This is a genomic window from Prochlorococcus sp. MIT 1304, assembly GCF_047305015.1.
GTDB lineage: Bacteria > Cyanobacteriota > Cyanobacteriia > PCC-6307 > Cyanobiaceae > Prochlorococcus_A > Prochlorococcus_A marinus_E.
Genome location: NZ_CP138974.1, coordinates 344,534 through 365,924 on the forward strand (window position 1 = coordinate 344,534; position 21,391 = coordinate 365,924).

Annotated in this window: 21 protein-coding genes and 1 tRNA gene; 4 read left to right on the forward strand and 18 right to left on the reverse strand. The window is 30.8% G+C overall.

The features are described 5' to 3' along the window. Positions 1–2 precede the first annotated feature (2 nt). From ppc to SIB45_RS02040, 7 genes are all read right to left on the reverse strand, one after another. The gene (gene ppc, locus SIB45_RS02010; protein WP_011863677.1) at positions 3–2,972 is read right to left on the reverse strand and encodes a phosphoenolpyruvate carboxylase; all 2,970 of its coding nucleotides are present in this window, start codon (positions 2,970–2,972) and stop codon (positions 3–5) included. 53 nt (positions 2,973–3,025) lie between these two features. Then, on the reverse strand, positions 3,026–4,144 hold the full coding sequence (gshA, locus tag SIB45_RS02015) for a glutamate--cysteine ligase (protein WP_011863678.1): 1,119 nt from the start codon (positions 4,142–4,144) through the stop codon (positions 3,026–3,028). Beyond that, the gene (locus SIB45_RS02020; protein ID WP_011863679.1) at positions 4,145–5,665 is read right to left on the reverse strand and encodes an anthranilate synthase component I family protein; all 1,521 of its coding nucleotides are present in this window, start codon (positions 5,663–5,665) and stop codon (positions 4,145–4,147) included. 59 nt (positions 5,666–5,724) lie between these two features. Further along, positions 5,725–6,147, reverse strand: coding sequence for a photosystem I reaction center subunit II PsaD (locus SIB45_RS02025; RefSeq protein ID WP_011863680.1), 423 nt, complete (start codon positions 6,145–6,147; stop codon positions 5,725–5,727). A gap of 110 nt (positions 6,148–6,257) precedes the next feature. Continuing rightward, positions 6,258–7,622, reverse strand: a complete 1,365-nt coding sequence (locus tag SIB45_RS02030; protein ID WP_011863681.1) for a sensor histidine kinase — start codon at positions 7,620–7,622, stop codon at positions 6,258–6,260. Further along, complete coding sequence (gene rodA / locus SIB45_RS02035) at positions 7,622–8,890, reverse strand: rod shape-determining protein RodA (protein ID WP_011863682.1); 1,269 nt, start codon at positions 8,888–8,890, stop codon at positions 7,622–7,624. The genes SIB45_RS02030 and rodA overlap by 1 nt, the downstream gene beginning before the upstream one ends. Then, the gene (locus tag SIB45_RS02040; protein ID WP_011863683.1) at positions 8,890–9,963 is read right to left on the reverse strand and encodes an Mrp/NBP35 family ATP-binding protein; all 1,074 of its coding nucleotides are present in this window, start codon (positions 9,961–9,963) and stop codon (positions 8,890–8,892) included. Before SIB45_RS02040 ends, rodA begins: the two co-directional genes overlap by 1 nt. A gap of 159 nt (positions 9,964–10,122) precedes the next feature. Between SIB45_RS02040 and hemF the strand changes: the two genes are divergently transcribed. After that, positions 10,123–11,151, forward strand: coding sequence for an oxygen-dependent coproporphyrinogen oxidase (hemF, locus tag SIB45_RS02045; protein ID WP_011863684.1), 1,029 nt, complete (start codon positions 10,123–10,125; stop codon positions 11,149–11,151). A gap of 27 nt (positions 11,152–11,178) precedes the next feature. On the opposite strand, the gene SIB45_RS02050 is transcribed toward hemF, so the two are convergent. Further along, on the reverse strand, positions 11,179–11,736 hold the full coding sequence (locus SIB45_RS02050; protein ID WP_011863685.1) for a cofactor assembly of complex C subunit B: 558 nt from the start codon (positions 11,734–11,736) through the stop codon (positions 11,179–11,181). Between the two features lie 162 nt (positions 11,737–11,898). Between SIB45_RS02050 and SIB45_RS02055 the strand changes: the two genes are divergently transcribed. Beyond that, positions 11,899–12,534: a ribonuclease D gene (locus tag SIB45_RS02055; RefSeq protein ID WP_011863687.1), complete on the forward strand. Its 636-nt coding sequence runs from the start codon at positions 11,899–11,901 to the stop codon at positions 12,532–12,534. A 3-nt stretch (positions 12,535–12,537) separates the two neighbouring features. On the opposite strand, the gene SIB45_RS02060 is transcribed toward SIB45_RS02055, so the two are convergent. Together SIB45_RS02060 and SIB45_RS02065 are read right to left on the reverse strand one after the other, a co-directional pair. Continuing rightward, positions 12,538–12,804 carry a hypothetical protein gene (locus SIB45_RS02060; protein WP_011863688.1) on the reverse strand — a complete coding sequence of 89 codons (267 nt, stop codon included), beginning with the start codon at positions 12,802–12,804 and terminating at the stop codon, positions 12,538–12,540. 35 nt (positions 12,805–12,839) lie between these two features. Further along, complete coding sequence (locus SIB45_RS02065) at positions 12,840–14,066, reverse strand: lipid-A-disaccharide synthase-related protein (protein WP_144038822.1); 1,227 nt, start codon at positions 14,064–14,066, stop codon at positions 12,840–12,842. 42 nt (positions 14,067–14,108) lie between these two features. Between SIB45_RS02065 and SIB45_RS02070 the strand changes: the two genes are divergently transcribed. After that, positions 14,109–14,179 (forward strand) — tRNA-Cys (locus SIB45_RS02070). Between the two features lie 210 nt (positions 14,180–14,389). Here the strand turns inward: SIB45_RS02070 and SIB45_RS02075 are convergent. The 3 genes from SIB45_RS02075 to purM all read right to left on the reverse strand — a co-directional run bounded on the left by SIB45_RS02075 (position 14,390) and on the right by purM (position 16,364). Then, entirely contained in the window at positions 14,390–14,557 is a 168-nt protein-coding gene (locus tag SIB45_RS02075; RefSeq protein ID WP_187146060.1) for a hypothetical protein, read from the reverse strand. Next, positions 14,544–15,188, reverse strand: coding sequence for a hypothetical protein (locus SIB45_RS02080; RefSeq protein WP_011863691.1), 645 nt, complete (start codon positions 15,186–15,188; stop codon positions 14,544–14,546). The genes SIB45_RS02075 and SIB45_RS02080 overlap by 14 nt, the downstream gene beginning before the upstream one ends. A gap of 132 nt (positions 15,189–15,320) precedes the next feature. Further along, positions 15,321–16,364, reverse strand: a complete 1,044-nt coding sequence (gene purM / locus SIB45_RS02085; RefSeq protein WP_011863692.1) for a phosphoribosylformylglycinamidine cyclo-ligase — start codon at positions 16,362–16,364, stop codon at positions 15,321–15,323. A gap of 98 nt (positions 16,365–16,462) precedes the next feature. On the opposite strand from purM, the gene SIB45_RS02090 reads away from it, so the two are divergent. Continuing rightward, positions 16,463–17,995, forward strand: coding sequence for a bifunctional pantoate--beta-alanine ligase/(d)CMP kinase (locus SIB45_RS02090; protein ID WP_011863693.1), 1,533 nt, complete (start codon positions 16,463–16,465; stop codon positions 17,993–17,995). Between the two features lie 2 nt (positions 17,996–17,997). Here the strand turns inward: SIB45_RS02090 and SIB45_RS02095 are convergent, their stop codons facing one another. Genes SIB45_RS02095 through SIB45_RS02115 form a run of 5 tightly spaced genes read right to left on the reverse strand, consistent with a single transcriptional unit; the run spans position 17,998 to position 21,181 of the window. After that, on the reverse strand, positions 17,998–18,471 hold the full coding sequence (locus SIB45_RS02095; RefSeq protein WP_011863694.1) for a low molecular weight protein-tyrosine-phosphatase: 474 nt from the start codon (positions 18,469–18,471) through the stop codon (positions 17,998–18,000). A 32-nt stretch (positions 18,472–18,503) separates the two neighbouring features. After that, on the reverse strand, positions 18,504–19,265 hold the full coding sequence (locus SIB45_RS02100) for a phycoerythrobilin:ferredoxin oxidoreductase (protein ID WP_011863695.1): 762 nt from the start codon (positions 19,263–19,265) through the stop codon (positions 18,504–18,506). Then, on the reverse strand, positions 19,266–19,976 hold the full coding sequence (locus SIB45_RS02105) for a 15,16-dihydrobiliverdin:ferredoxin oxidoreductase (RefSeq protein ID WP_011863696.1): 711 nt from the start codon (positions 19,974–19,976) through the stop codon (positions 19,266–19,268). 5 nt (positions 19,977–19,981) lie between these two features. Further along, entirely contained in the window at positions 19,982–20,692 is a 711-nt protein-coding gene (locus tag SIB45_RS02110; protein WP_011863697.1) for a heme oxygenase (biliverdin-producing), read from the reverse strand. 57 nt (positions 20,693–20,749) lie between these two features. Then, on the reverse strand, positions 20,750–21,181 hold the full coding sequence (locus tag SIB45_RS02115; protein WP_011863698.1) for a hypothetical protein: 432 nt from the start codon (positions 21,179–21,181) through the stop codon (positions 20,750–20,752). Positions 21,182–21,391 lie beyond the last annotated feature (210 nt).

Here is a 21,391-nt window from a genome sequence, read left to right on the forward strand (position 1 = left end):
TATCAACCTGTATTTCTCATGCCAGCTGCTATCCCATTAATAGTTAAAAGTGCACCCCTTAATAGTTCACTTCTGCTGTAAGCTCTTCTGGATTCGTCCTTATCTATAAGGAATTCGCTTATTGGAGGTTGTCTTGTCTGGTCTCTTAATCTTCTTAGAAGTGAAACCTGCAAAAACCCTAATGGAATTATTGTCTTATTTCTCAAGCTTACTGATGATTTCAAGTCTCTATCAGATTCTAGGAGCTTATTTTTACCAGTAATTTCAAGTATTAAAGATTTTGTAAGATTATATTCTTTAGAAATTACTTCAAAAATATTATCAAAAGAGTCTTTATTTTCTTTGCTGCCAAGAGTATCAACATAATATCTAGCAACTTCCAGATCCACCTTCGATAATGTCATTTCCACTTTAGATATAAGCATCCTAAAAAATGGCCATCTTTGATGCAGAACTCTTAATAGTTCAATTTGTTGTGGATCTGAATTTAATTCAGCTGACAAAGCAGTGCCTACTCCAAACCAACTTGGCAAAAGAAATCTACTTTGTGTCCAGCCAAATACCCATGGAATAGCTCTTAAACTTGACAAATCTTTTGCACCTTTTTTTCTTCTAGCAGGCCTACTAGATATCTGTAATTTACTTATTTCTTCTATCGGAGTGACCTCTTGAAAGAAATTTAACAAATCAGGATTCTCATGCACTAATTTTCTGTAATGAGATCTTGATGTTTCTGCCAGCCTAGACATTAATTGATTCCATTCTGGCGTAGCGTCAAGTCTACTATTTACCAAACTATTTTGAATTACCGCTGTAGTTACAGTCTCAAGATTGTATAAAGCCAGTTCGGGAAGACTATATTTGGAAGCTAAAACTTCACCTTGTTCTGTTATTTTTATTCGTCCTTTTAAAGTGCCGCTTGGTTGAGCTAATATTGCCTGATATGCTGGTCCGCCTCCTCTACCAACAGACCCTCCTCTTCCATGAAAAAGTCTTAGCAATATGTTATTTCTACTTGAGAGATTTTGAAGAGCTATTTGGGCTCTATGAATTTCCCAATTACTAGAAACAAATCCTGAATCTTTATTACTATCAGAATATCCAAGCATTAATTCTTGTAGAGGTTTAAAAGATTCTCCTACTTTTGGCAATAATGATTTATAGAAATCTAATTTAAACAACTTTTCCATTACTTCTGGTGCTCTTTGAAGATCTTCCACAGTTTCAAAAAGAGGAACAACTAATAATTTTGACTTTTGTGAATCTTGATCAAGAAGTCCCATTTCTTTTGCAAGTAAGAGAACTTCAAGCAAATCAGATGCACTATGACTCATTGAAATTACATAAGAATGACAAATGCGACTTCCAAATTCTTGCTGTAGTCTCTTAACCATCTTAAAAACTGAAAAGGTTTCTTCTGTAGTTTTTGTCCAGTTAACGTCAGATGGAATTAAAGGCCTTTTTGTATTTAATTCGTCTATGAGCCATTTAATTTTCTCTTCCTCAGACATTTGGTCATATTGAACAGACAAATCAAGATAATTTGTAAGCTCTTGAATAGCATCACTATGCCTTGTACTCTCTTGACGAATATCTAAACTTGCTAAAGAAAATCCAAAAATATGAACCTGAGTAAGTAAGTTATTTACAGAATCGCAAGTTAAATCTGTACTAATTAAGCTATTTTTAATCAGCTCAAGATCATATGTAAATTCGTTTACTGACTTGTAATATAAATTTTCAACTTTATCTATATTTTTGTTATCAATTTCCCCCTCAAAGTCAAATTTCCACCCACTATCAGCTAATAAATTATTTCTTTCTTGTGTTAACCTTAATTTCTCTAAAATATAACTTAATTTTAATCTGTAAGGTTCTGATCTATACCTTGTAGCTCTAGCTTCATATATTTCAGGGAACTTAACCCTGTCAGTTTCGAGTGATTCTAATAAGGAGGAACTTACTTGACTCCATTGCATAGATACACTTAATTGATCTCTAAGATTAGACGTCGCAACAATATATCTATCCAACATCAACTGCCTTTGGTAACATGCAGTTCGCCATGTTATATCAGGAGTTACTGATGGATTACCGTCCCTATCAGAGCCTACCCAAGAACCGAAGTTACAAAAAGATTCTGGGGGCAACTGAACATCTGGATAATTTTCGGTAAGTGCTTCAGTAATCCTGCCTCTCAATTGAGGCATCGCATTAAATAAAACTTGCTGAAAATAATGCAATGAATAATCAACTTCATCTAAAACTGAAGGTTTAAATTGATGCAATTCATCTGTTCTCCACCAAAGCCTTACTTCCTCTTTTAATTGGGTTTTTAGAGAAATTTTTTCATCTTTTGTCAGAAATTGCTCAATCTGTATTTTTTTTAACAAATTTGCTACTCTGGTTTGCTTATGTCTAATCGTATGTCTTACTATCTCGGTCGGATGCGCAGTAAAAACTAAACGAATATCCATTTCCTGTAATAACTCCTCTAATTTTCCTGGTGGTACATTTAATTTTCTCAGCCTGTAAAATAATTCTCTAAAAGTTACTGGAGCATTTTGCCTAGCCAATGCTGGGGCAAAAGGATCAAGATTGTCTGGCGATTTTTGAACATCCTTATTAGTAAAGCTTTGAATATATCTATCTTCCTCAACTCTTTGTTCCAAAATATTTACGAGTTGAAAATATAATGAAAACGCCCTTGCAGCAGCTATGGATTCTGCTAAATCCATAGAATTTACAATATCAACTATTTCATTTTTAAAAGTTTTTGAACTATTACCATCAATTTGTTTTGAATAACTTAATTCTTTAAGCTGTATCAATCTCTCTGCTTGATCATCTGGGCATTCTTCTCTGAGCACAGATTCCCAGAGATCTTCAATTAGAAGACGATTTTTATCAAGTGGATCATTGTTACTTATCAGATCCACATTATTATTTTTTATCTGTCGAAAAGATTCCATATAATCATTATGTCACAAGTGAAAATGTTCAGATCAAATGTTTAATTAAATAATCAAACATTCATGGCCTCACTCCTAATCATATCCTCCATAGAAATTTTCATTATCTGCTCAATAGAAAGACCTTTTTCATATTGATTTATCCATTTCATAGATTGATTGCCTTCTTCAAGCACTTTATAGATAGGATCTAAAAGAGGTTTCATACCATAATTTTCTGCTGTGGATGATAAATCTGATAATAAGTTTTGAATCCATTCTCTACAAATAACTCTTTTTCCGTCTTGCCAATGAATTAATTCTGAATTAAGACTATCTTTAGCAGCATTAATTTCATTTTGATCACATATTTCTGACAACTCATCCATAGAAAAAGTACTAGCTTTCATAGGATCTAAGGTATTTATATTTTCAAAAAGATTTAAGATCCTAAGTTCTATCATGGCGGTTATCCCTAGAAGCAGATTAATATCGTAAACAAAATCACAAATTCTTAATTCCAAACGGTCAAGGATTAAAGGTCTTTGGGGACCATTTGGTCTGATTGAAGACCAAAAATGCCTAATATTTTGCATGTTTTTATTAGATATATTTTCCTCTATCCAATCGATATAAGAATTATGATTTAAAAAAAAAGGAACGCTACTAGGTGTTTTAGGAAATTGGATCCATCTCTGAGAGTGATTATTCGTAATTTTATTATTTAAAAAAGGTGAGCTAGCACTTAATGATAGATATAAAGCAGCCTCAGATCTTATAAGTCTTATAGCTGTAAAAAGTTTATCTAAATCATCTATTCCTATGTTTATATGGACACTAGAAGTTGCAATAGATATTCCATAATTATCTTGAATAAATTGATGATAAACGTTGTCAATATCAGATCTTTGAAATTGAATATCGTGATTAAAACAAAGAGTGGACGAAGGAATGATTGTTAAATTTTTTGTATTTAGCCACTTCCTTAGCTTTTTTCTTGGAGTTATTAATTTCTCATATAAAGAACCGTAGTCTTTTTCAGGTGTTGTTATGTATTCAACGTTTCTGTTATCTGGCTCTTTTACAAAATCAGGAAATTTTTTCTCAATTTCAGCCGAAACACCAATATGAGAATTTAAAGAACCTGTGAAAAGTTCCACCTCAAAACCTTTATAAAGATTATTTTGACTCATTTATTTATCCAAACAGGCTAATGCTTTAAGTATTCCCTTTGCTTTATTTATCGTCTCTTGATATTCATTTTCAGGAAAAGAATCAGCAACTATTCCAGCTCCTGCTTGCACTGACACATCATATTTCCCATCTCTTGAGGGTTTAACTATCATGGTTCTTATCGTAATTGCTGTATTTAATGCACCATTAATATCAATAGATCCGTATACACCAGCATAAGGTCCTCTAGCATCTTTTTCAAAATGCTTAATCAATTGCATAGCTCTTATTTTTGGGGCGCCAGTCACAGTCCCAGCAGGAAAGGATGCTTTGAGCAAATCCCATACATCAGCATTATTTTTTAAGATTCCCTCAACTTGACTGACTATATGCATAACATGTGAATATTTCTCAATAATCATTAAATCCTTTACCTTGACAGTACCAATTTCACAAACTCTTCCAAGATCATTTCTTCCAAGATCAATCAACATTACATGCTCAGCTATCTCTTTGGGATCCTTTAATAATTCCTTTTCTAATTCCAAGTCTTGTTGATTATCAATACCTCTTGGTCTCGTGCCAGCTATTGGTCTTAAGCTTGCAACAATCTGACTATTTTTATTTTTTTCTGCTTTAACCATTACTTCAGGACTTGAACCTATCAGATACCATGAGCCGAAATCAAAAAATGACATGTAAGGAGATGGATTAACCATCCTCAGACTTCTATATAAGTTAAAGGGATCATTATTGACTTGAGTTTGAAATCTTTGACTTATAACTATTTGGAAGATATCTCCCTTTCTTATGTATTCTTTTGCAGAGAGAACTGCATCCTCAAAATCTTTTTTCTCCCAATTACTTTCTAAATCTAAATTTAAATTATCATTTTCATTCCAATCTAAAAACTCATTTTCTTTTAGAGGAACTCTCATTAAATTTCTAGTTTCCTGAATTTTAGATATTGAGTTTAGATACAACTCTTCAATTGAAGACTCTTGAGAAGAAGTTGTATCTGCATAAACCACCGCAGTAATACATCTTTTTATTTGATCAAAAACAACTAATTGATCAAAAAACATCCAGGAACCTTGAGGGATATTGTTTTCTGGCATTTCATTTATTGGAACGCTTGGCTCTATTCGATTTATTAATTCATAACCCCAAGAGCCATATAACTGTCCAATTGATGGTAATTCTTCAAGCATGGTTGACTTATATTCCATTGTCCAACTTTTTAAAATATCAAAAGGATCACCTTTATGTGTTTCAGTTTTGCCATTATTCCAAGTTTTAACTATTTCTTCTCCATAACAAACTGCCTCCCAAAGAGGTTTAGTAGCAACAATACTCCACCTGCCCAAATTCTCCCCACCTTCAACAGATTCAAGAAAAACACCATGGGAATCTTTTGAAGATAATTTTAACCAAGTTGATAATGGAGTCTCCAAATCAGCTGGCCAAGTTTCTACTATAGGTATAAAATTTTTACCTTCTTTATAAGCCTTTAAAAAACTAATTTTCTGTGAGCTGATCATATTAATAATGTCAGCCCAAATTATAATTATTTTCTTCTTTTATATCAACTTTAAGGAAGTTAATCAAAAGTATTCTTAGTTGTAAATTTCAAACCAGCAGGATTAGGATTCTCACCTATTCTTCTAGGATTATGTCCTACTTTCTCTCTGCCTTCATTTACTTTTTCAGGGAAAACACCATCCTTTGGGTGTAAAAATTCAATATCACCACCTGGGAAAATTCGGTAGATTTTAAAATCTTCAATTCTTGGCTTGAAGGCTCTTAATTGTGTTCCTAATGCAAGACATTGTTCTTTTCTTGCAAAGTACATTAAATTATCGCCTTCATGCATAATAGCGGCTCCACCGGTAGGCAATTCAAATGCTTGTTCCTTTGAACTTTTCCAAACAATTGCATATTTTTCTTCCGTTTCTGCTGAGTTTAATAAACCACCAGTACTTCCTATATGCTTTGGAAATTGACCAACTAAAGTTTCAGTCATCCTTGATTTTGAGTTATTTATAATAAGAAATTAGCATTCATATTTTGCAAAATTCAAAATTTACAGGGAATTTTCTACATTATTTAATATATGGCAAATTTATTTCTCATTTATTTTGAATCTGAAATCGGGAAAAATACTGTCAAACCTGTGTCACGCCTTTTTGTGACATGCCCTCCTAAACTAGCTAACAACTTTTGAGTAGCATTTTGACTAAGTTGTAAACTACCTGTTTGAGGGTTCCAATTTAAAACAGGACCAATGTCAGAACCATTATCTTTTTTAAGAATTTCTTTTTGATTACTTTCTAATTTCTGTACTTTTAATTGAAGTTTAAGTTTTTGACCAGCTGGTCTTAATTCTAAAATTAATGTACTGCCTTCTTTTAATCCTCTAGTATTTTTATCAATTAATCCACTTAACATTAATTCCAATTTTTCAGAATCACTCAAAATTTGCGGAAGTTGATTAGGAATATCAATCTTTAAAGAAATCCCTCGTCTGTTTAATTGTTTATTCCATAATGGAGAAAGCTTGTTAAAAATTTCGGCTAAATTAATTTTTGCCAGGTTATTTAGTGACGGAACTTCATTACTCACTAATTCTGCTGCATTGAAGATTAAACCAAACCTATCAATTTGCTCATTACATTCATTATCTATTTGAATTAAACGATTTTTCATTGATTCATCCATCTTATATTTTTTTAAAGTAGAACTTATGAGGGTTCTTATTGTTGCTAAGGGCGTTCTTACTTCATGAGATATGGCGCGTAATAATTTTGCTTCAGTTATTTGAACATTTTTTTCATCATTTTTTACAGAATTCTGAATATTATGATTTGGCCCTATGTTTGCCAATTTTGCCGATAATATTGGCCAAAATAATTTTTCAAATTGATTATTTATATTAAGGTTTCCTAAATTATTGATTGCATTACGAAATTTTACTCCTTCCTCATAATTTTCTTGATTTAATTTTTCATGCATTAATTCAATTGAAAGTTTTAGACTTTCTTCATCACACTTCATTAATAAACTTTTCTTATCCTTTTCTCCCACAATTGACAATATGCATTGAAAATTTGGGGTGATTATCATCAAAAAAGGTTCATAACCATCTTCTTGACTAAGATTTAAAACTTTATAATTACTAACTAAATCGAAATCTTTTTTTATCTTATCTGAATTATTGACTGGTAAAAAACCTGCATTCTCATTTTGAAAGTATGGAAACCCCTCAGGAGACCAAAGCCATCCATGAAGTTGATTTAAGAATTTTTTTTCATTAAAAGCTGGCAAAGGCGAGGCGACCCAAATCCCCCCATCTTTATAATTCTGAGATAGAAAATCTTTTTGAATAACTTCTAAAGAAGCCCACCACATTCTTCTGGATATATCATCCTCTACATATATAGTCTGGACTCCTTTAATCAAAAGGTCTTGAAGTTTTTTTATAGTTATTTGTGATTTCATCAACTTCTTAGTGATCTAGAACGTTTCAATATAGATAAAGCAAATCCAATAGATATAAAATTAGTCACCAATGAGGTTCGACCATAGCTCATAAAAGGAAGGGGAATTCCAGTAACTGGTCCTAATCCAATAGTCATAAATACATTAATGATTATTTGAAATAAAAAAGTTGAGGCTATTCCAATAACAATTAGAGATTCATAGTTAGTCCTAGCAATTGTTGCAGTATTAATGAGTTTTTTAATTAAAAAAAAGAACAAAAATAAAACTATAACGCACCCCACAAAACCTAATTCTTCCCCTAAAGCACTGAATATAAAATCAGTATGTTGTTCAGGTATAAATTGCAAATTAGTCAGCTTACCTTGTAGTAAACCAGTCCCAAATAATCCTCCAGAACCAATTGCAATTTTACTCTGTATCAAATGATATCCTCCACCTAATGGATCTCTACTTGGATCTAAAAATAAAACTAATCTATCTTTTTGATATTCTTTTAAGCCATATTGCCACAAAATTGGTGTAAATTTTGCCACTAATAAATGGAACGAAATAGCGAGAGCAGAAGAAATAATTTTCTTTTTTGAAGATCTATAAGCAAGATATCCTATAGCTGGAATCCAGAAAATAAGAAGATTTGGTAAGGTTAGATATAGTATTGATGTGATAATACAAAACACTAATATCAAAATCCACTCTATGGGCATTTGAGACCAATAGAGCATGACACCTGTCAAAACAATTAAAACTAAAGAGGTACCTAAGTCCGGTTGAAAGAAAATTAATAACCAAGGAATAACAACTACTAATAAGGGCAATACTAAATCTCTTATTGTTTGGATTATTTTTTTGTCGAGTACTAAAGCAAGAGTTAATACACTACTAAGTTTAGCTACCTCTGAAGGCTGAAAAGAAAAGATGCCCAAGTTTAGCCATCTTTGAGCTCCAGAAACTGAAATCCCAAAAAAATAAATAAGTAATAAGGATATTAGAGTACAAAAATAAAATGGAACTACATACTTTCTAAGTCTCTCTAACGGTATATAAGAAATAAAAAATGCTAAGAAATAACCTAAAAAACCAGTTAAGATATGAGCTAGATAGTTCGATACTAAAAAATCACCCTGAATACTTTTTATCAAAAAACCCGAAATAATAACTAAAAACAGGGGAACAATAAGTAGTGGAGAAAATAAAAAACCTCTATTAAAGTTGTCTTTTTTTTGTAAAAATCCTCTGTTATTTAATAAAGAAATTCTCTTAAACATCAATAAGTATTAACAAATTGGTTCTTAATTAATTGAGCTAAATTACCAAATACTAAAGAGCTTTCTTTATTCGGCTGGCTTATTGAGATTGGTACACCTTTATTACTATCATCAACGAGAGGGATTTCAATAGGAATTTGAGCTAATAATGGTAAGTCATTTTCTTTAGCTAATGTTTGTCCTCCACCTTTGCCAAAGATTTCATATTTTTTACCTGGCATATCTGGCGGAATAAATACTGACATATTTTCTACAATTCCTAGTAAAGGTACTCCGAGTTGTTTAAACATTGCTAATCCCCTCCTTGCATCTTGCAAAGATACTTGTTGAGGAGTAGTGACAACTATAGCTCCAGAAATAGGCACAGATTGAGTAAGAGATATTTGAGCGTCTCCTGTTCCCGGAGGCAAATCAATAACCAAAAAATCAAGATTATTCCATTCAACTTGGTACAAAAATTGTCTGATAATACTATTAAGCATTGGTCCTCTCCATATAACAGGCTGGCCTTCTTCTATGAGGAAACCCATTGACACAAGTGAAATTCCATATTTATTTATTGGTATTAACCTTTGATCACTGCCACTTCCTTCAGTAACCTTTGGATTCTGTTCGGCAACTCCCATCATTGAGGGAGTATTAGGTCCATATATATCGGCATCCAGCAAACCAGTTTTCAAGCCTAATTTAGCCAGAGAACAAGCGAGATTAACTGCAATGGTACTTTTCCCAACTCCACCTTTACCACTGCTAACAGCTATGATATGGCGAATTCCATCAATCTTCTGCAACTCAGGAGCATTACTTTGATTTTGAGATTCTGTTTTGGAAGGATTATTATCTACTTCTATTTGAACATCATCAATATCTTCAAAATCCAGTAAAACGCCTCTAACCTCTTGAACAATTCTATCTCTCTGGGAATTTGCAAACGATGGTAATGATAATGTTACTATTACTCTCGGTATAGTTACTCTTACATTTTTAATCCAAGCTAATTCAATTACATTTTTCTTTGATCCTGCATCTAGAACTTTTTGCAAAGCAAAATTCGCATCTTCTATTGTGGTCATTAAATTTTTAAATATTTTGACAAGGTAGTCGACTGTTTAAAAGATTAAGAACTATGTCGAACTATCAAATAATAGGCAATAAGGACCCCCTAAGAGAAATTATAAAGAGAAACTTATAATTAACCAAAAAAAATTTTTTCTTCAAGATTTACTAAATACATGTTGAAAGAACCTCCTAAAAACTCGAGAGAAAAAACTAAAAATCTCTTATTAACTCTACAAGACAAAATTTGTTCAGGCCTTGAAAATGTAGATGGCAAAGGGAAATTTACAGAGGAATCCTGGCTAAGAGACGAAGGTGGCGGTGGAAGATCAAGAGTATTGAAAAATGGTTCTATTTTTGAGCAAGCAGGTGTTAACTTCTCGGAAGTACAGGGAAAAGAATTACCTCAATCTATAATCTCTCAAAGACCCGAAGCAAAAGGTCATGAATGGTTTGCCACAGGAACTTCTATGGTTTTGCATCCTAAGAATCCCTACATTCCTACAGTGCATCTGAATTATCGATATTTCGAAGCTGGTCCTGTTTGGTGGTTTGGGGGAGGTGCAGATTTAACCCCTTTTTATCCTTATCTTTCTGATGTAAGGAATTTTCATAATGAACATAAAAAAGCTTGTGAGAAAGTTGATCAAGATTTGCATAAAGTTTTCAAACCATGGTGTGATGAATATTTCTTCTTGAAGCATAGAAATGAATCTAGAGGCATAGGAGGTATTTTTTATGATTATCAAGATGGTTCAGGCAATATTTATAGAGGAAATAATCAAAAAGGAGAAGCATCAAAAGCTTCACAAAATATTGGCAGATCTAATTTAAATTGGGATGATTTATTTTCATTAGCGGAAAACTGTGGGCAGGCATTCCTCCCTTCATATTTGCCTATTATTGAAAAAAGAGCTTCTCAAGCATATTCATCGAAGGAAAGAGAATTCCAGCTATATCGAAGAGGTAGATATGTTGAATTCAATTTAGTTTGGGATAGAGGGACAATTTTTGGACTGCAAACAAATGGCAGAACTGAATCTATATTAATGTCCTTACCGCCTTTAGCTAGATGGGAATATGGATATAAAGCTAGAAAGAATTCTCGAGAGGAATTTCTTACATCAATATTTACAAAACCCCAAGATTGGTTAAACGATAAAGAGTTAGAGAAATTCTGTATAGAGAATAATATTTTTGATTAAAAATTATCGTATAAACTTTTAAAGTATCTAAATAGGTGTTTTAAATAAAGAGCCGTCACTTTTCAATTGAAGTTTTTCTCCGAGTTCATTTTCTAAAGAGATTAATTCATCCCTATGGGCTCTAAGTCTCATAAAAGTTGAATCATTTTCATTTTCGTTGATCAACCTTAATTCAAATTTCTCCTCTCTTGCTGATTTTTTAAAATAAACAATTCCAGATAAAGGTCCACCAATCAATCCCAAAAGAATAGGCCACCAACCCAATTCAGGATATATTTGAATAATTACTAATCCCAAAGCACATGAACCAAAACCGCCAAGAAAACCTAAAAAAATTGCTAAAAATTTACTAGAAACAACTTGACCCTTGAATGTTAAAATTCTTTGTTCAAAATCTCCTCCTGTTTGCTTCCATCCCCTCAAATTAAGCCATTCACATAAGCCATTTAAAACTTTAATTGGCTGCTGAGAAGATGAAATCTCAACTATGGTTGTTCTATCTTTACTGGAAGCCCTAAGAAAAAAAAATAATCCTATAGCCAAGAGAATTGTCAGCAATAATGTTGAATTTAAGGAATATGACATTAAATAATTTTTCTAGTAACTCGAGAATAAAAATTAAAGTTACATCATATTATAATTTTTTTGAATTATTCTGTAAAATATTCCTATTAGACAAAATTTCTTAATTAAATAAAATCTTAAGTAATATTCTAAATTTTAAATTTCTTTAAATACTTATTAACAATGACCATTGAAAATAAAAATATTGATCTTCTTTATAGCGATTTAACAGTAGATTTATACAATCTTTATAAAAAATCATCCTACCTAGCTATTGATACTGAAGCAATGGGTTTAATTCATGGAAGAGATAGACTCTGTTTAGTACAAATATGCAATGAATTTAAAAGAACATCGTGTATAAAAATCGAACTTAATACATCTTCTTCACCTCATTTAAAAAAACTTCTTGAAGATGAAAAAATTACTAAAATATTTCACTACGCGAGATTTGATGTAGCAGCTCTAAAATGCAATCTTGAAATTAATACAAAAAATATTTTTTGTACAAAAATTGCTAGTAAGTTGGCAAGAACTTATACAAATAAACACGGTTTAAAGGATTTAATTAATGAATTGTTAGGCATAGAACTAGACAAAAGCTCGCAAAGTAGTGATTGGGGTAGCAACGAAGATTTAACAAAAGATCAATTAGATTATGCAGCAAATGATGTTAGATATTTAATTGAAGCTATGCATAAATTAAAAGTTATCCTAGAAAGAGAGGATAGATATGAATTAGCTCAAAAATGTTTCGAAACAGTTTCTGTACATGCTGATTTAGACATACTAAAATTCTCAAATATATTTGAACATTAAGAATCAATCTTCAGTTAAAAAATTATCTTCACCATCAAGAGTTTCCATAAGCTTATCAAGTATTCTTGAAGAACTTAATTTATCTCCATCATTTTTTTCACAAATTTTTAAAACATTTTGCGCAACTTGTATTTTTTCTTGAATAGTTTTCGAGCCTTCTTTTGCAATTTGAATTTCTACTTTCTTTTTTGCAGAAGATAAGCTTATACTCATAAGTTTTGCAATCTCTGCACAAATTTTTAGATATTGCCGATCATTTATTGAATACATAAAAGAATTAATAATAAATAAGTTTGTGCCATTTACTAAGATAACAAATGAAGGTTTATGGCATCTACGATTTTCTTACTTGCTCCGGGTTCCCCCATTCTTTTTTTTCCAATTTTTGCTTGTTCTAACCTATCAACTTTTCCTTTCAAAAGTAAACTTAAACGTTTTAAAAGAATTTTTTTGTTCTTGCAAACTAGAACACTACCTCCCAATAATCTTGATTGCCTTTTTGCAAATGATTTTGTAAATTGTGGTCCAGGTCCCGGTAGAGAAAGAGATGGAATTCCAAGGCCAGCAATTTGCTCTGTAGCAGTTCCTGCATTAGACAAGCCAACTTCTGCCATATTAGCCCATGAATTGAATTTACCTTTTCCAATTACTACATATTTATCTTTCTTCTTCCATACTGAATCTTCTTCAATAAGAAATTTAACTTTACTTTGTTTTTTAAAACCATATTTATTTAAATAATTTTGAATTTGAATCACATTCGCATTAATGCTCAAAGGCAAAAGTATTAACAAATCCTTTGATAAATCAAAATCTTGCAAACAATTTAGAAAATTATCAAGATTTTTGAGAGCTTCAGGGTATCTACTTCCAATTAATAAAATAATCCTTTTAAAAGAAATAATATTTGATATCTTATCGTTTGCTACGTTAACAAAATCCATCATTGGATTACCCAAGTATTTTGCATCAATATTTTTTTTATACAAATTACTGGCTGTAATTTTATCTCTCATAATTAAATTTTTACATCTTGGAGATTTCATTAAAAACATTTCCCATGGATCCCATTCAGAACCTTTCAACTTATGATAAAAATCGCTTAAATCCCAACCTGGCCCACTACTCCAAGTATGATCACTTTTGGGAGTTCCAATGAAACTAAAGTCGCATTCTGAACTCCAAGCGTAGAGTAACGGTAAGAAATCGCCTACTGCAATAATTTGGCAGTTATGTTTTGACTTCTGTTTTACAAGTAGAAAATTTCTTAAATTATCGATTAAAAATCCTGCAAACAAATCAAGCACAAATCCCTTCAAACTTTGATTACTAAAACCTCCACTAGGCAGCTCTTTTAAATATCCTATTTTACGAAAATTTTTTGATTTTATGGAATTAAATACATCTCCATTTCCTACTAACGGTAAAACTTCAATATTTTTATTTTTAATTTTTAGTAATCTTTTTATTATTTCCGATGCGATTACATCTTCTCCATGACCATTGCATATGAATAATAGAGAATGAGACACCTTACTGTTAAGATCATAAAAAGACTCAATCGAATCTTTTTCGGCGGCATGGCCAAGTGGTAAGGCAGAGGATTGCAAATCCTTTATCCCCAGTTCGAATCTGGGTGCCGCCTTATTTAATTTTTTTACGCATTGAATTATGAAGTTTTCTAAGAACTTCAATTTCAAATAAAGGGTATAAACTTTCAATTACTTATTGATATATAGAAAAATAATCTTTTCTTTATTTTTTTTAAATAATACCCGATATCCATTAATAAATAAAATTTAATTGATTTATTAATTATTTTCATAAGATTATTAATATAAGAATTTGAATTATTTTAGTAATCATTATCTGCTACACACATTCCTAAACATCTAACACCATTTGATGCAGTTCTTTTGCAATGATTACATAAAATGGGGTCCTTCTCTGAAGTAAGGTTAATTTTTGAATTATTTTGGCCTTTAATACTTATTAACTCTTGTGTTGAATCAAATAGAGTCATTCTTGGAATCATCACTTGAATCGATACTAACAACAAGTGAAGCATTAGTGTTGGAGGAAGGTATATCCATAATTTTTACAGTTTCTTTAGGCTCATCAATAACTTGATTTTCTTCAGTACTTTCATCCACAGCACAAGCTTCAAGAGCCTCTCGAAGTAGTGAATCAAAAGTTGCTCCAGGCAATCTATGTCTTGCAACCTCAAGAAAAGTTCTAGGTAACGATTCAGATGCAGCATCTCTTAAAGCAGGATTATTCTTTCTATGTTCTTGTTCTTCTTCTATTGATTTAATAAACCTCAGTGTGACATCTCTTTTGGTAGAAGCTTTTATCAAGGTATCGTTTTCCGGATTGCTAACATTAGGTTCATTTTCGAGATCGCTAAGTCTTTTTTCCAAACTATTTAAAACTTCATTAGCTTCTTTACTAATATGCGCTAATTGACCATCGGACAAATTAGGTAAATCAGCAACAAAAACTTTCCCATGATCCCTTAGTGTTAAGAAAGTTGGCCTTGGGCCTTGAGCCTGTCTACCAATTGATTCAGAATTATTACCTATTGGTCTTTTTGGAGGTGTAGGACCAGCTGAACTACGTCTACGAGTAATTCTTTGATTATTTGCAAATGGCATTGAATAAAGATTAAATCTTAATACTTAAACTTCCGATATAATTCGGCTGTAATTTTATTATATTACACCCAACTTTTTCATTTGGGTATAAAAAATAATTTTTTAAAACTCATTTAAAAAAGATAAAAAAATTTAAGTTAAAATTTCTGGTAAAAATTTACTAATTGTTGAATCATTTTTTCGAACTATCTTTCCAATTTCCCAACTATCTATACCATAATCTTTGCAGATACTTAATATCGCGTCCTTAAATTGTTTATCAATAATTAAACAAAATCCAACTCCAAGATTAAAAGTATTCCAAAAATCTCTTTCAGGAATAGATCCTTTCTCTTTTAAGAATTTAAATAAAGTAGGTATTTGCCAAGAACTGGTATTGATATAAGGAATAAAATCAGAAGGAATACATCTTGGTAAATTTTCTGGAATTCCTCCTCCAGTTATATGAGACATTGCTTTAATTTCAATATCTTCAGATAACATTTGGTTAATCACATTATTGTAAATTTTTGTAGGTTTTAATAACTCATCATAAAAATTTAAGTGAGAAACTTTTTCAAATTCTTTATCTATTTGATTATTGTTTTGAATAATTTTTCTTACTAAACTAAAGCCGTTACTATGAACTCCATTACTTTTTAAAGCAATTATTAAGTCATTTTCAGAGACTTTTTTACCATTAATAAGCTTATCCTCATCAACTATTCCAACACAAAATCCTGCAAGATCATACTTATTTTTTGAATAAAATCCAGGCATTTCAGCAGTTTCTCCGCCAAGTAATGAACAGTTATTTTCTCCGCATCCATGTGAAATTCCCTGAACAACCCTCAATAATTGTTTCTTATCAAGCTTACCTGTAGCAATATAATCTAGAAAAAATAAAGGTCTTGCACCACTAGTAATAATATCGTTCATGCACATAGCAACTAAATCAATGCCAACCTCAAAGTGAAAGTTTTTACTTTGAGCTAATTCTAATTTTGTTCCAACACCATCAGTCCCTGAAACAAGAACTGGTTTTTTAAAACTATCGATAGGAATTCTAAACAAACCTCCGAACCCGCCAATACCCTCAATCACATTAGATGTATGAGTTGCTTCAACTGCCTGTTTAATTTCGGAAACAAATTCTCGCCCAGCTTCTATATCAACACCTGATGTTTTGTAATCCATGAAATAAAAATGATAGACTTTACCTATATAGATATTCCTCCTAAGATTACTTTTGTCCAGTAATTATTTATCAAATAGATTTATTTTTTAAAAACAAAGTGAAGAAAGTAATCATAAGGAAAACTGAAGAAATAGAAAATTGGAGGAGAAATATAAATAGTGAAATTAACTTCATTCCAACAATGGGTAATCTTCATGATGGTCATATTAAACTAATATCAACAGCAAAAAATGACAATTCCAATGTTAATTTAGTAAGTATTTTTATTAATCCACTTCAATTTGATAACAAGTTAGATTTAGAGAATTACCCTCAAACAATTGATAATGATATAAAAATCTCCTTTTCAAATGGCGCAGATGCTATCTTCATACCAAGTTATGAAGATATATATCCACCGAATAATAAAAATATTAAATTCCTAAAAGCTCCAAAAGAACTATCTTCTGCATTATGTGGATTAAATCGAATTGGACATTTTGATGGCGTTTGTACAGTAGTTTATAGATTACTTAATCTCATAAAGCCAAAAAATCTTTACTTAGGAGAAAAAGATTGGCAACAACTTTTAATTTTAAAAAATCTAGTCCTTAGAAAAAATTTAAATGTTGCTATTAGATCCATACCTACACAAAGAGATTTTGATGGAATTCCTCTAAGTTCACGTAATGTACATTTATCAAAAAACGAAAGAAAATTGATTAGTTTTTTTTCAAGTGAGTTATTAGAAGCAAAAAAAATTTTTCAACAAGATAAAAAGATCAATTTAAACCAAATAATTAAGAAGTTATCAGCAAAAAAAATTTCAGTTGAATATTTAGAACATTTACACCCTCATACACTCCAAAAAGCAAGACCTGAGGATAATATTTCGTTATTGGCTGGTGCGATAAGATGTGGGGAGACAAGATTAATTGATCACGTTTTTTTAATGAAAAGAAGGCCTATTATTGCAATTGATGGTCCTGCAGGTTCAGGTAAAAGTACTGTAACAAAGTTAATAGCGAAGAAACTTAATCTCTTATATTTAGATACTGGCGCAATGTATAGGGCATTGAGTTGGCTTATAATAAAAGAAAGTGTTGATTATAAAATAGAAAAAAAATTGCAGAATATTCTTAAAGATATATCTATATTTTTCAAGTCGAATACAAATTCACATCAGGATGTTTATGTTAATAACTACTGTGTTACTAAAGAAATTAGGTCGCAAAAGATAAGTTCCATCGTTTCTAAAATTTCCTCAATAAAAGAAGTAAGAAAATTTTTAGTAGCCGAACAAAGAAAAATTGGAGAATCAGGCGGACTTGTAGCTGAGGGAAGAGATATAGGAACTACTGTTTTTCCTCATGCAGAACTTAAAATATTTTTAACTGCTAGCATCGATGAAAGAGCAAAAAGAAGAAAATATGATAAAAATAGTAAAGACTCACAAGAAATAGACCTTTATACGTTAAAAGAACTTATAAAGAAAAGAGATTTTGAAGATTCCAATAGGGAAATTTCTCCTCTAATAAAGGCGAATGACGCAATAGAAATTATTACGGACGGATATACAATTGATGAGGTAGTGGATAAAATTATTGACCTTTATAATGATAGGATTCCTAAAGAGACTGAGATCAAATAAATTCAAGAAATACTTCCCAAAAAACCGGTTACAGAGTCTTCTAAAATATCAAGAACATAATCGAAGCCCTCATCACCTCCAAAATATGGGTCAGGAACTTCTTGTTCATTAAAAACAGATCTAAAATCTTGTATTTTTTTGATTGATGCAAAGCCAGTTGAAGCTGTGCTATTTTTAAGATTTTGAATATTTCTAAAATTTGAATCGTCCATCGCAAGAATATAGTTAAATTTGTCAAAATCTTCGATAGTAATTTGACGAGCCCTGCTTAGGATATTTATATCTCTTCTTTCAGCCGCAATTCTCATCCTAGAGTCAGCTTTTTTTCCAATATGCCAACTCCCAGTTCCAGCAGAATCTACAATAAAGCCATCTGTTAATTCCTTCTTTTCGAGTAGACTTATAAAAATAGCTTCTGCTGCTGGAGACCTACAAATATTTCCCAAACATACAAAAAGAACGGAAATTTTATTCATATGATTTCAAATTCCAGTAAATTATAAGACTTTTAAGTAGTAAATAAAACTTCTTCAATTAAAGATTCAGTAAATTCTTTACCAAACAAACTCGACAACATTGGCCTTGCTGGATCGTTATCTCTTCTATAATTCAAATATTCATTTTGACCGTTTATTAATTCTTTTTGCAGTTCAAGATTTACTTCTTTGCTTTCGAAAAGAATTTCCAAATACAAATCAAGATATTCCTTAAATGAGGTATAAAGTTGATTAGTAATTAAAAAATCACTTCTTTCTTCTTTTGGTAATTTTGACCATATTACGCCTGGAGAAAAAAATCTAGCTACATCCGCAGACATTTTTTCAGCTAGTGGCAGTGATGAATGACAATGATTTTTAAGTTTTATGAGTTTTTCTAGTAACTCATTATTGTATTGTTTTTGTATTTTTAATGAAGGCTGAAAATCTAACACTAATAAATGACTATTAGGAAGAGAAACAAAATCTACTCCAAAAAAAGGGACGTTATAAATAGTATTAGGAATAATTAAAAAATTTAGAACAGAGTAATTAGGACTATTTATACAAACTGCCCTTGCGAATTGAATTCTTTTTTTATGCGTTACACCCCAAGTAGATAGATTCACATTTTTTTTTAATTTTTTTGAACCATAAGTTGAATCTTTATAAGAATATTCCGAGGGTATTTTTTTTTCTAAACAGTTATATTTACTTAAATTATTTGTTAAATATTTTAAAAAATTATGCCATCTCCAATCTGGCCTGTAAAAAATAGTATCTTGTATTAACATTCAATGAATAATCTCATTATTTAATGTAAAAAGAAATTTATTGATAAATTTTTTTGTCCATTTTTCTCCAAAAAAAGATTTAAACAATTTATCTGCAGGGTCTTTTTCAAAACTATACTTATCATATTTAATTTGATTAATCTTTATTTCTTCTGCATTTAAAAATTGATTAACAGGATTCGATTTATTAATGTTCAAATAATTTTTTACAAATGAATGGAATATATTATTTAAATCTCTATCAAGATTTAATTTATTTCCTCTACATATAATCACCCATGGGGAAAAATACTTTTTTGAATCATATATATTCTTCATTTTATTATTATCAAATGCAGAATATTTTTTCTTAATACTACCTAAACTTGAACAATATTTTTCAAGATATTTGTTTTCTTGAATTAAAGGTTGATAATCAAGTATTGCTAATAACTTTTGAGAATTTCCAAACCATAAAATATCAGCTCCTAAAATAGGCATTTCACTATTAAAATTAGGATATGCGACCGTATTAAACACTTGCAGTTTTTTGCCACCATCTAATCTTGTTATACGCCACTTTCTATATTCGGAAGATGAAAAAAGCCAATTTTTAATAATATATTTTGAGTCTTCATTATGATGTTCTTTAAATTCACCAGATATTTGTACTTCATGTCCATTTAATTCATCAATATTGGTTTTAAGGAAATCAACTAATGAATCAAACATAAATTTTAGGTCTCGGTACTTCCTTTCCTAACTTTTTTTGTAATGTAATTAAATACAATTTTGCCTAAAACAGCAATCAAGTTACCTTCAAGCTCCTTAAACATTTTCATATTGTAAGTAAAAGCTTGATTAGCTTCATCAATAATTTGATCAGCCGTCTTTTGATTTATTGGAAGTTGATTCAAAGTAAGGGAATATTCTTCCTTGAATTTCTTTTCATCAGCAATTAATTCAAACTCATAAAAATTTAAACCATCATTTCCCTGCAAATTTAATGCTTTTTTAGCGATCCTTTTCAAGATTTGCCCCCCAGATAAATCTCCTATATAGCGAGTATAGTGATGACCAACTAAGAGCTCTGGTGAATTTTTTGCGACCTCTCGGATTCTTTCAACATATTCTTTTGCTGAGTGAGAAATATTAATTTCATTCTTCCAGTTTTCACCAAAATAAAATTTAAGATCATTTACAAGAGTTTCTTTCCTGAATAATGATTTAAAACCTATAGGTTTTATTACGGGATGTTCCTCATTGACCAGTCTTTCAATTTCTTCTTCCATAGCTTCATAAACAAAATATAAATCGCTAATTAATTTTCTATAAGATTTTTTTTCAACAACTCCTTTTAAAAAACAAGCCACAAAGCCAGTATTTTCTGCCATAGTATGGGATTTTTTTGTCCCTTCTCTTAATTGTCCTGCAAGAGCAACTGCCATATATTTTGAATTATTTTTGTAAGTGTATTTAATCTACAAGGAAAATACATAAAACAGCTAATTTTTGTTACCAGCGGATGTTGTAGAGAATAGCTTATAAAGTTCTTTACAAACCAAAAAAAGGTTATCTTTTTGTTCCTTTTGCGGTAGATGAGTACCAGTCATTTCCCAATCACCAATAGTAGCCACTCTCCATCTCTCGGAGGGAACAATCATTCCTCGCATTATTATTCCCAACAATTTCGGAACTCTGCCATTATTATCATTTTCAATTCTTAATTGTAAGAGTATTGCTCTACATTCAATGAGAGGACTCCAACCAGGGAAATGAAACGCAAAATCAATACTATCTTGCATAGATTCATTATTTGAATTGTCCCAGGGACTAAAGTTTACGCTTGCATCTGGAAAATATTTCCGAAACAAAGCTGCAGTGGAAGCAATTTTATTAGCTATTTCAACATTACTTACATTTGAACTCGCATTCATAAGTAGCTGACTATTTTTTTGAAAATGACATAATTTGCTGTAACTTGCTTATTAACTACTTTTTCTTTTAATAAAGATGTTGAAATGCTGATCAATAAACTATTCTCTATTCACATTTGAATAATAAATTTCTAGGTTTTAATGAAAATAACTCATCGCAAATTACAATACGAGGAACTTCAATGAGTTATCTTTTATTAATTCAATGCT

Coding starts and splice junctions, on each gene's coding strand:
- ppc (WP_011863677.1), bottom strand. CDS start 2,972: ATGGAATCTTTTCGACAGATAAAAAATAATAATGTGGATCTGATAAGT.
- gshA (WP_011863678.1), bottom strand. CDS start 4,144: ATGAGTCAAAATAATCTTTATAAAGGTTTTGAGGTGGAACTTTTCACA.
- SIB45_RS02020 (WP_011863679.1), bottom strand. CDS start 5,665: ATGATCAGCTCACAGAAAATTAGTTTTTTAAAGGCTTATAAAGAAGGT.
- SIB45_RS02025 (WP_011863680.1), bottom strand. CDS start 6,147: ATGACTGAAACTTTAGTTGGTCAATTTCCAAAGCATATAGGAAGTACT.
- SIB45_RS02030 (WP_011863681.1), bottom strand. CDS start 7,622: ATGAAATCACAAATAACTATAAAAAAACTTCAAGACCTTTTGATTAAA.
- rodA (WP_011863682.1), bottom strand. CDS start 8,890: ATGTTTAAGAGAATTTCTTTATTAAATAACAGAGGATTTTTACAAAAA.
- SIB45_RS02040 (WP_011863683.1), bottom strand. CDS start 9,963: ATGACCACAATAGAAGATGCGAATTTTGCTTTGCAAAAAGTTCTAGAT.
- hemF (WP_011863684.1), top strand. CDS start 10,123: ATGTTGAAAGAACCTCCTAAAAACTCGAGAGAAAAAACTAAAAATCTC.
- SIB45_RS02050 (WP_011863685.1), bottom strand. CDS start 11,736: ATGTCATATTCCTTAAATTCAACATTATTGCTGACAATTCTCTTGGCT.
- SIB45_RS02055 (WP_011863687.1), top strand. CDS start 11,899: ATGACCATTGAAAATAAAAATATTGATCTTCTTTATAGCGATTTAACA.
- SIB45_RS02060 (WP_011863688.1), bottom strand. CDS start 12,804: ATGTATTCAATAAATGATCGGCAATATCTAAAAATTTGTGCAGAGATT.
- SIB45_RS02075 (WP_187146060.1), bottom strand. CDS start 14,557: ATGACTCTATTTGATTCAACACAAGAGTTAATAAGTATTAAAGGCCAA.
- SIB45_RS02080 (WP_011863691.1), bottom strand. CDS start 15,188: ATGCCATTTGCAAATAATCAAAGAATTACTCGTAGACGTAGTTCAGCT.
- purM (WP_011863692.1), bottom strand. CDS start 16,364: ATGGATTACAAAACATCAGGTGTTGATATAGAAGCTGGGCGAGAATTT.
- SIB45_RS02095 (WP_011863694.1), bottom strand. CDS start 18,471: ATGAATAAAATTTCCGTTCTTTTTGTATGTTTGGGAAATATTTGTAGG.
- SIB45_RS02100 (WP_011863695.1), bottom strand. CDS start 19,265: ATGTTAATACAAGATACTATTTTTTACAGGCCAGATTGGAGATGGCAT.
- SIB45_RS02105 (WP_011863696.1), bottom strand. CDS start 19,976: ATGTTTGATTCATTAGTTGATTTCCTTAAAACCAATATTGATGAATTA.
- SIB45_RS02110 (WP_011863697.1), bottom strand. CDS start 20,692: ATGGCAGTTGCTCTTGCAGGACAATTAAGAGAAGGGACAAAAAAATCC.
- SIB45_RS02115 (WP_011863698.1), bottom strand. CDS start 21,181: ATGAATGCGAGTTCAAATGTAAGTAATGTTGAAATAGCTAATAAAATT.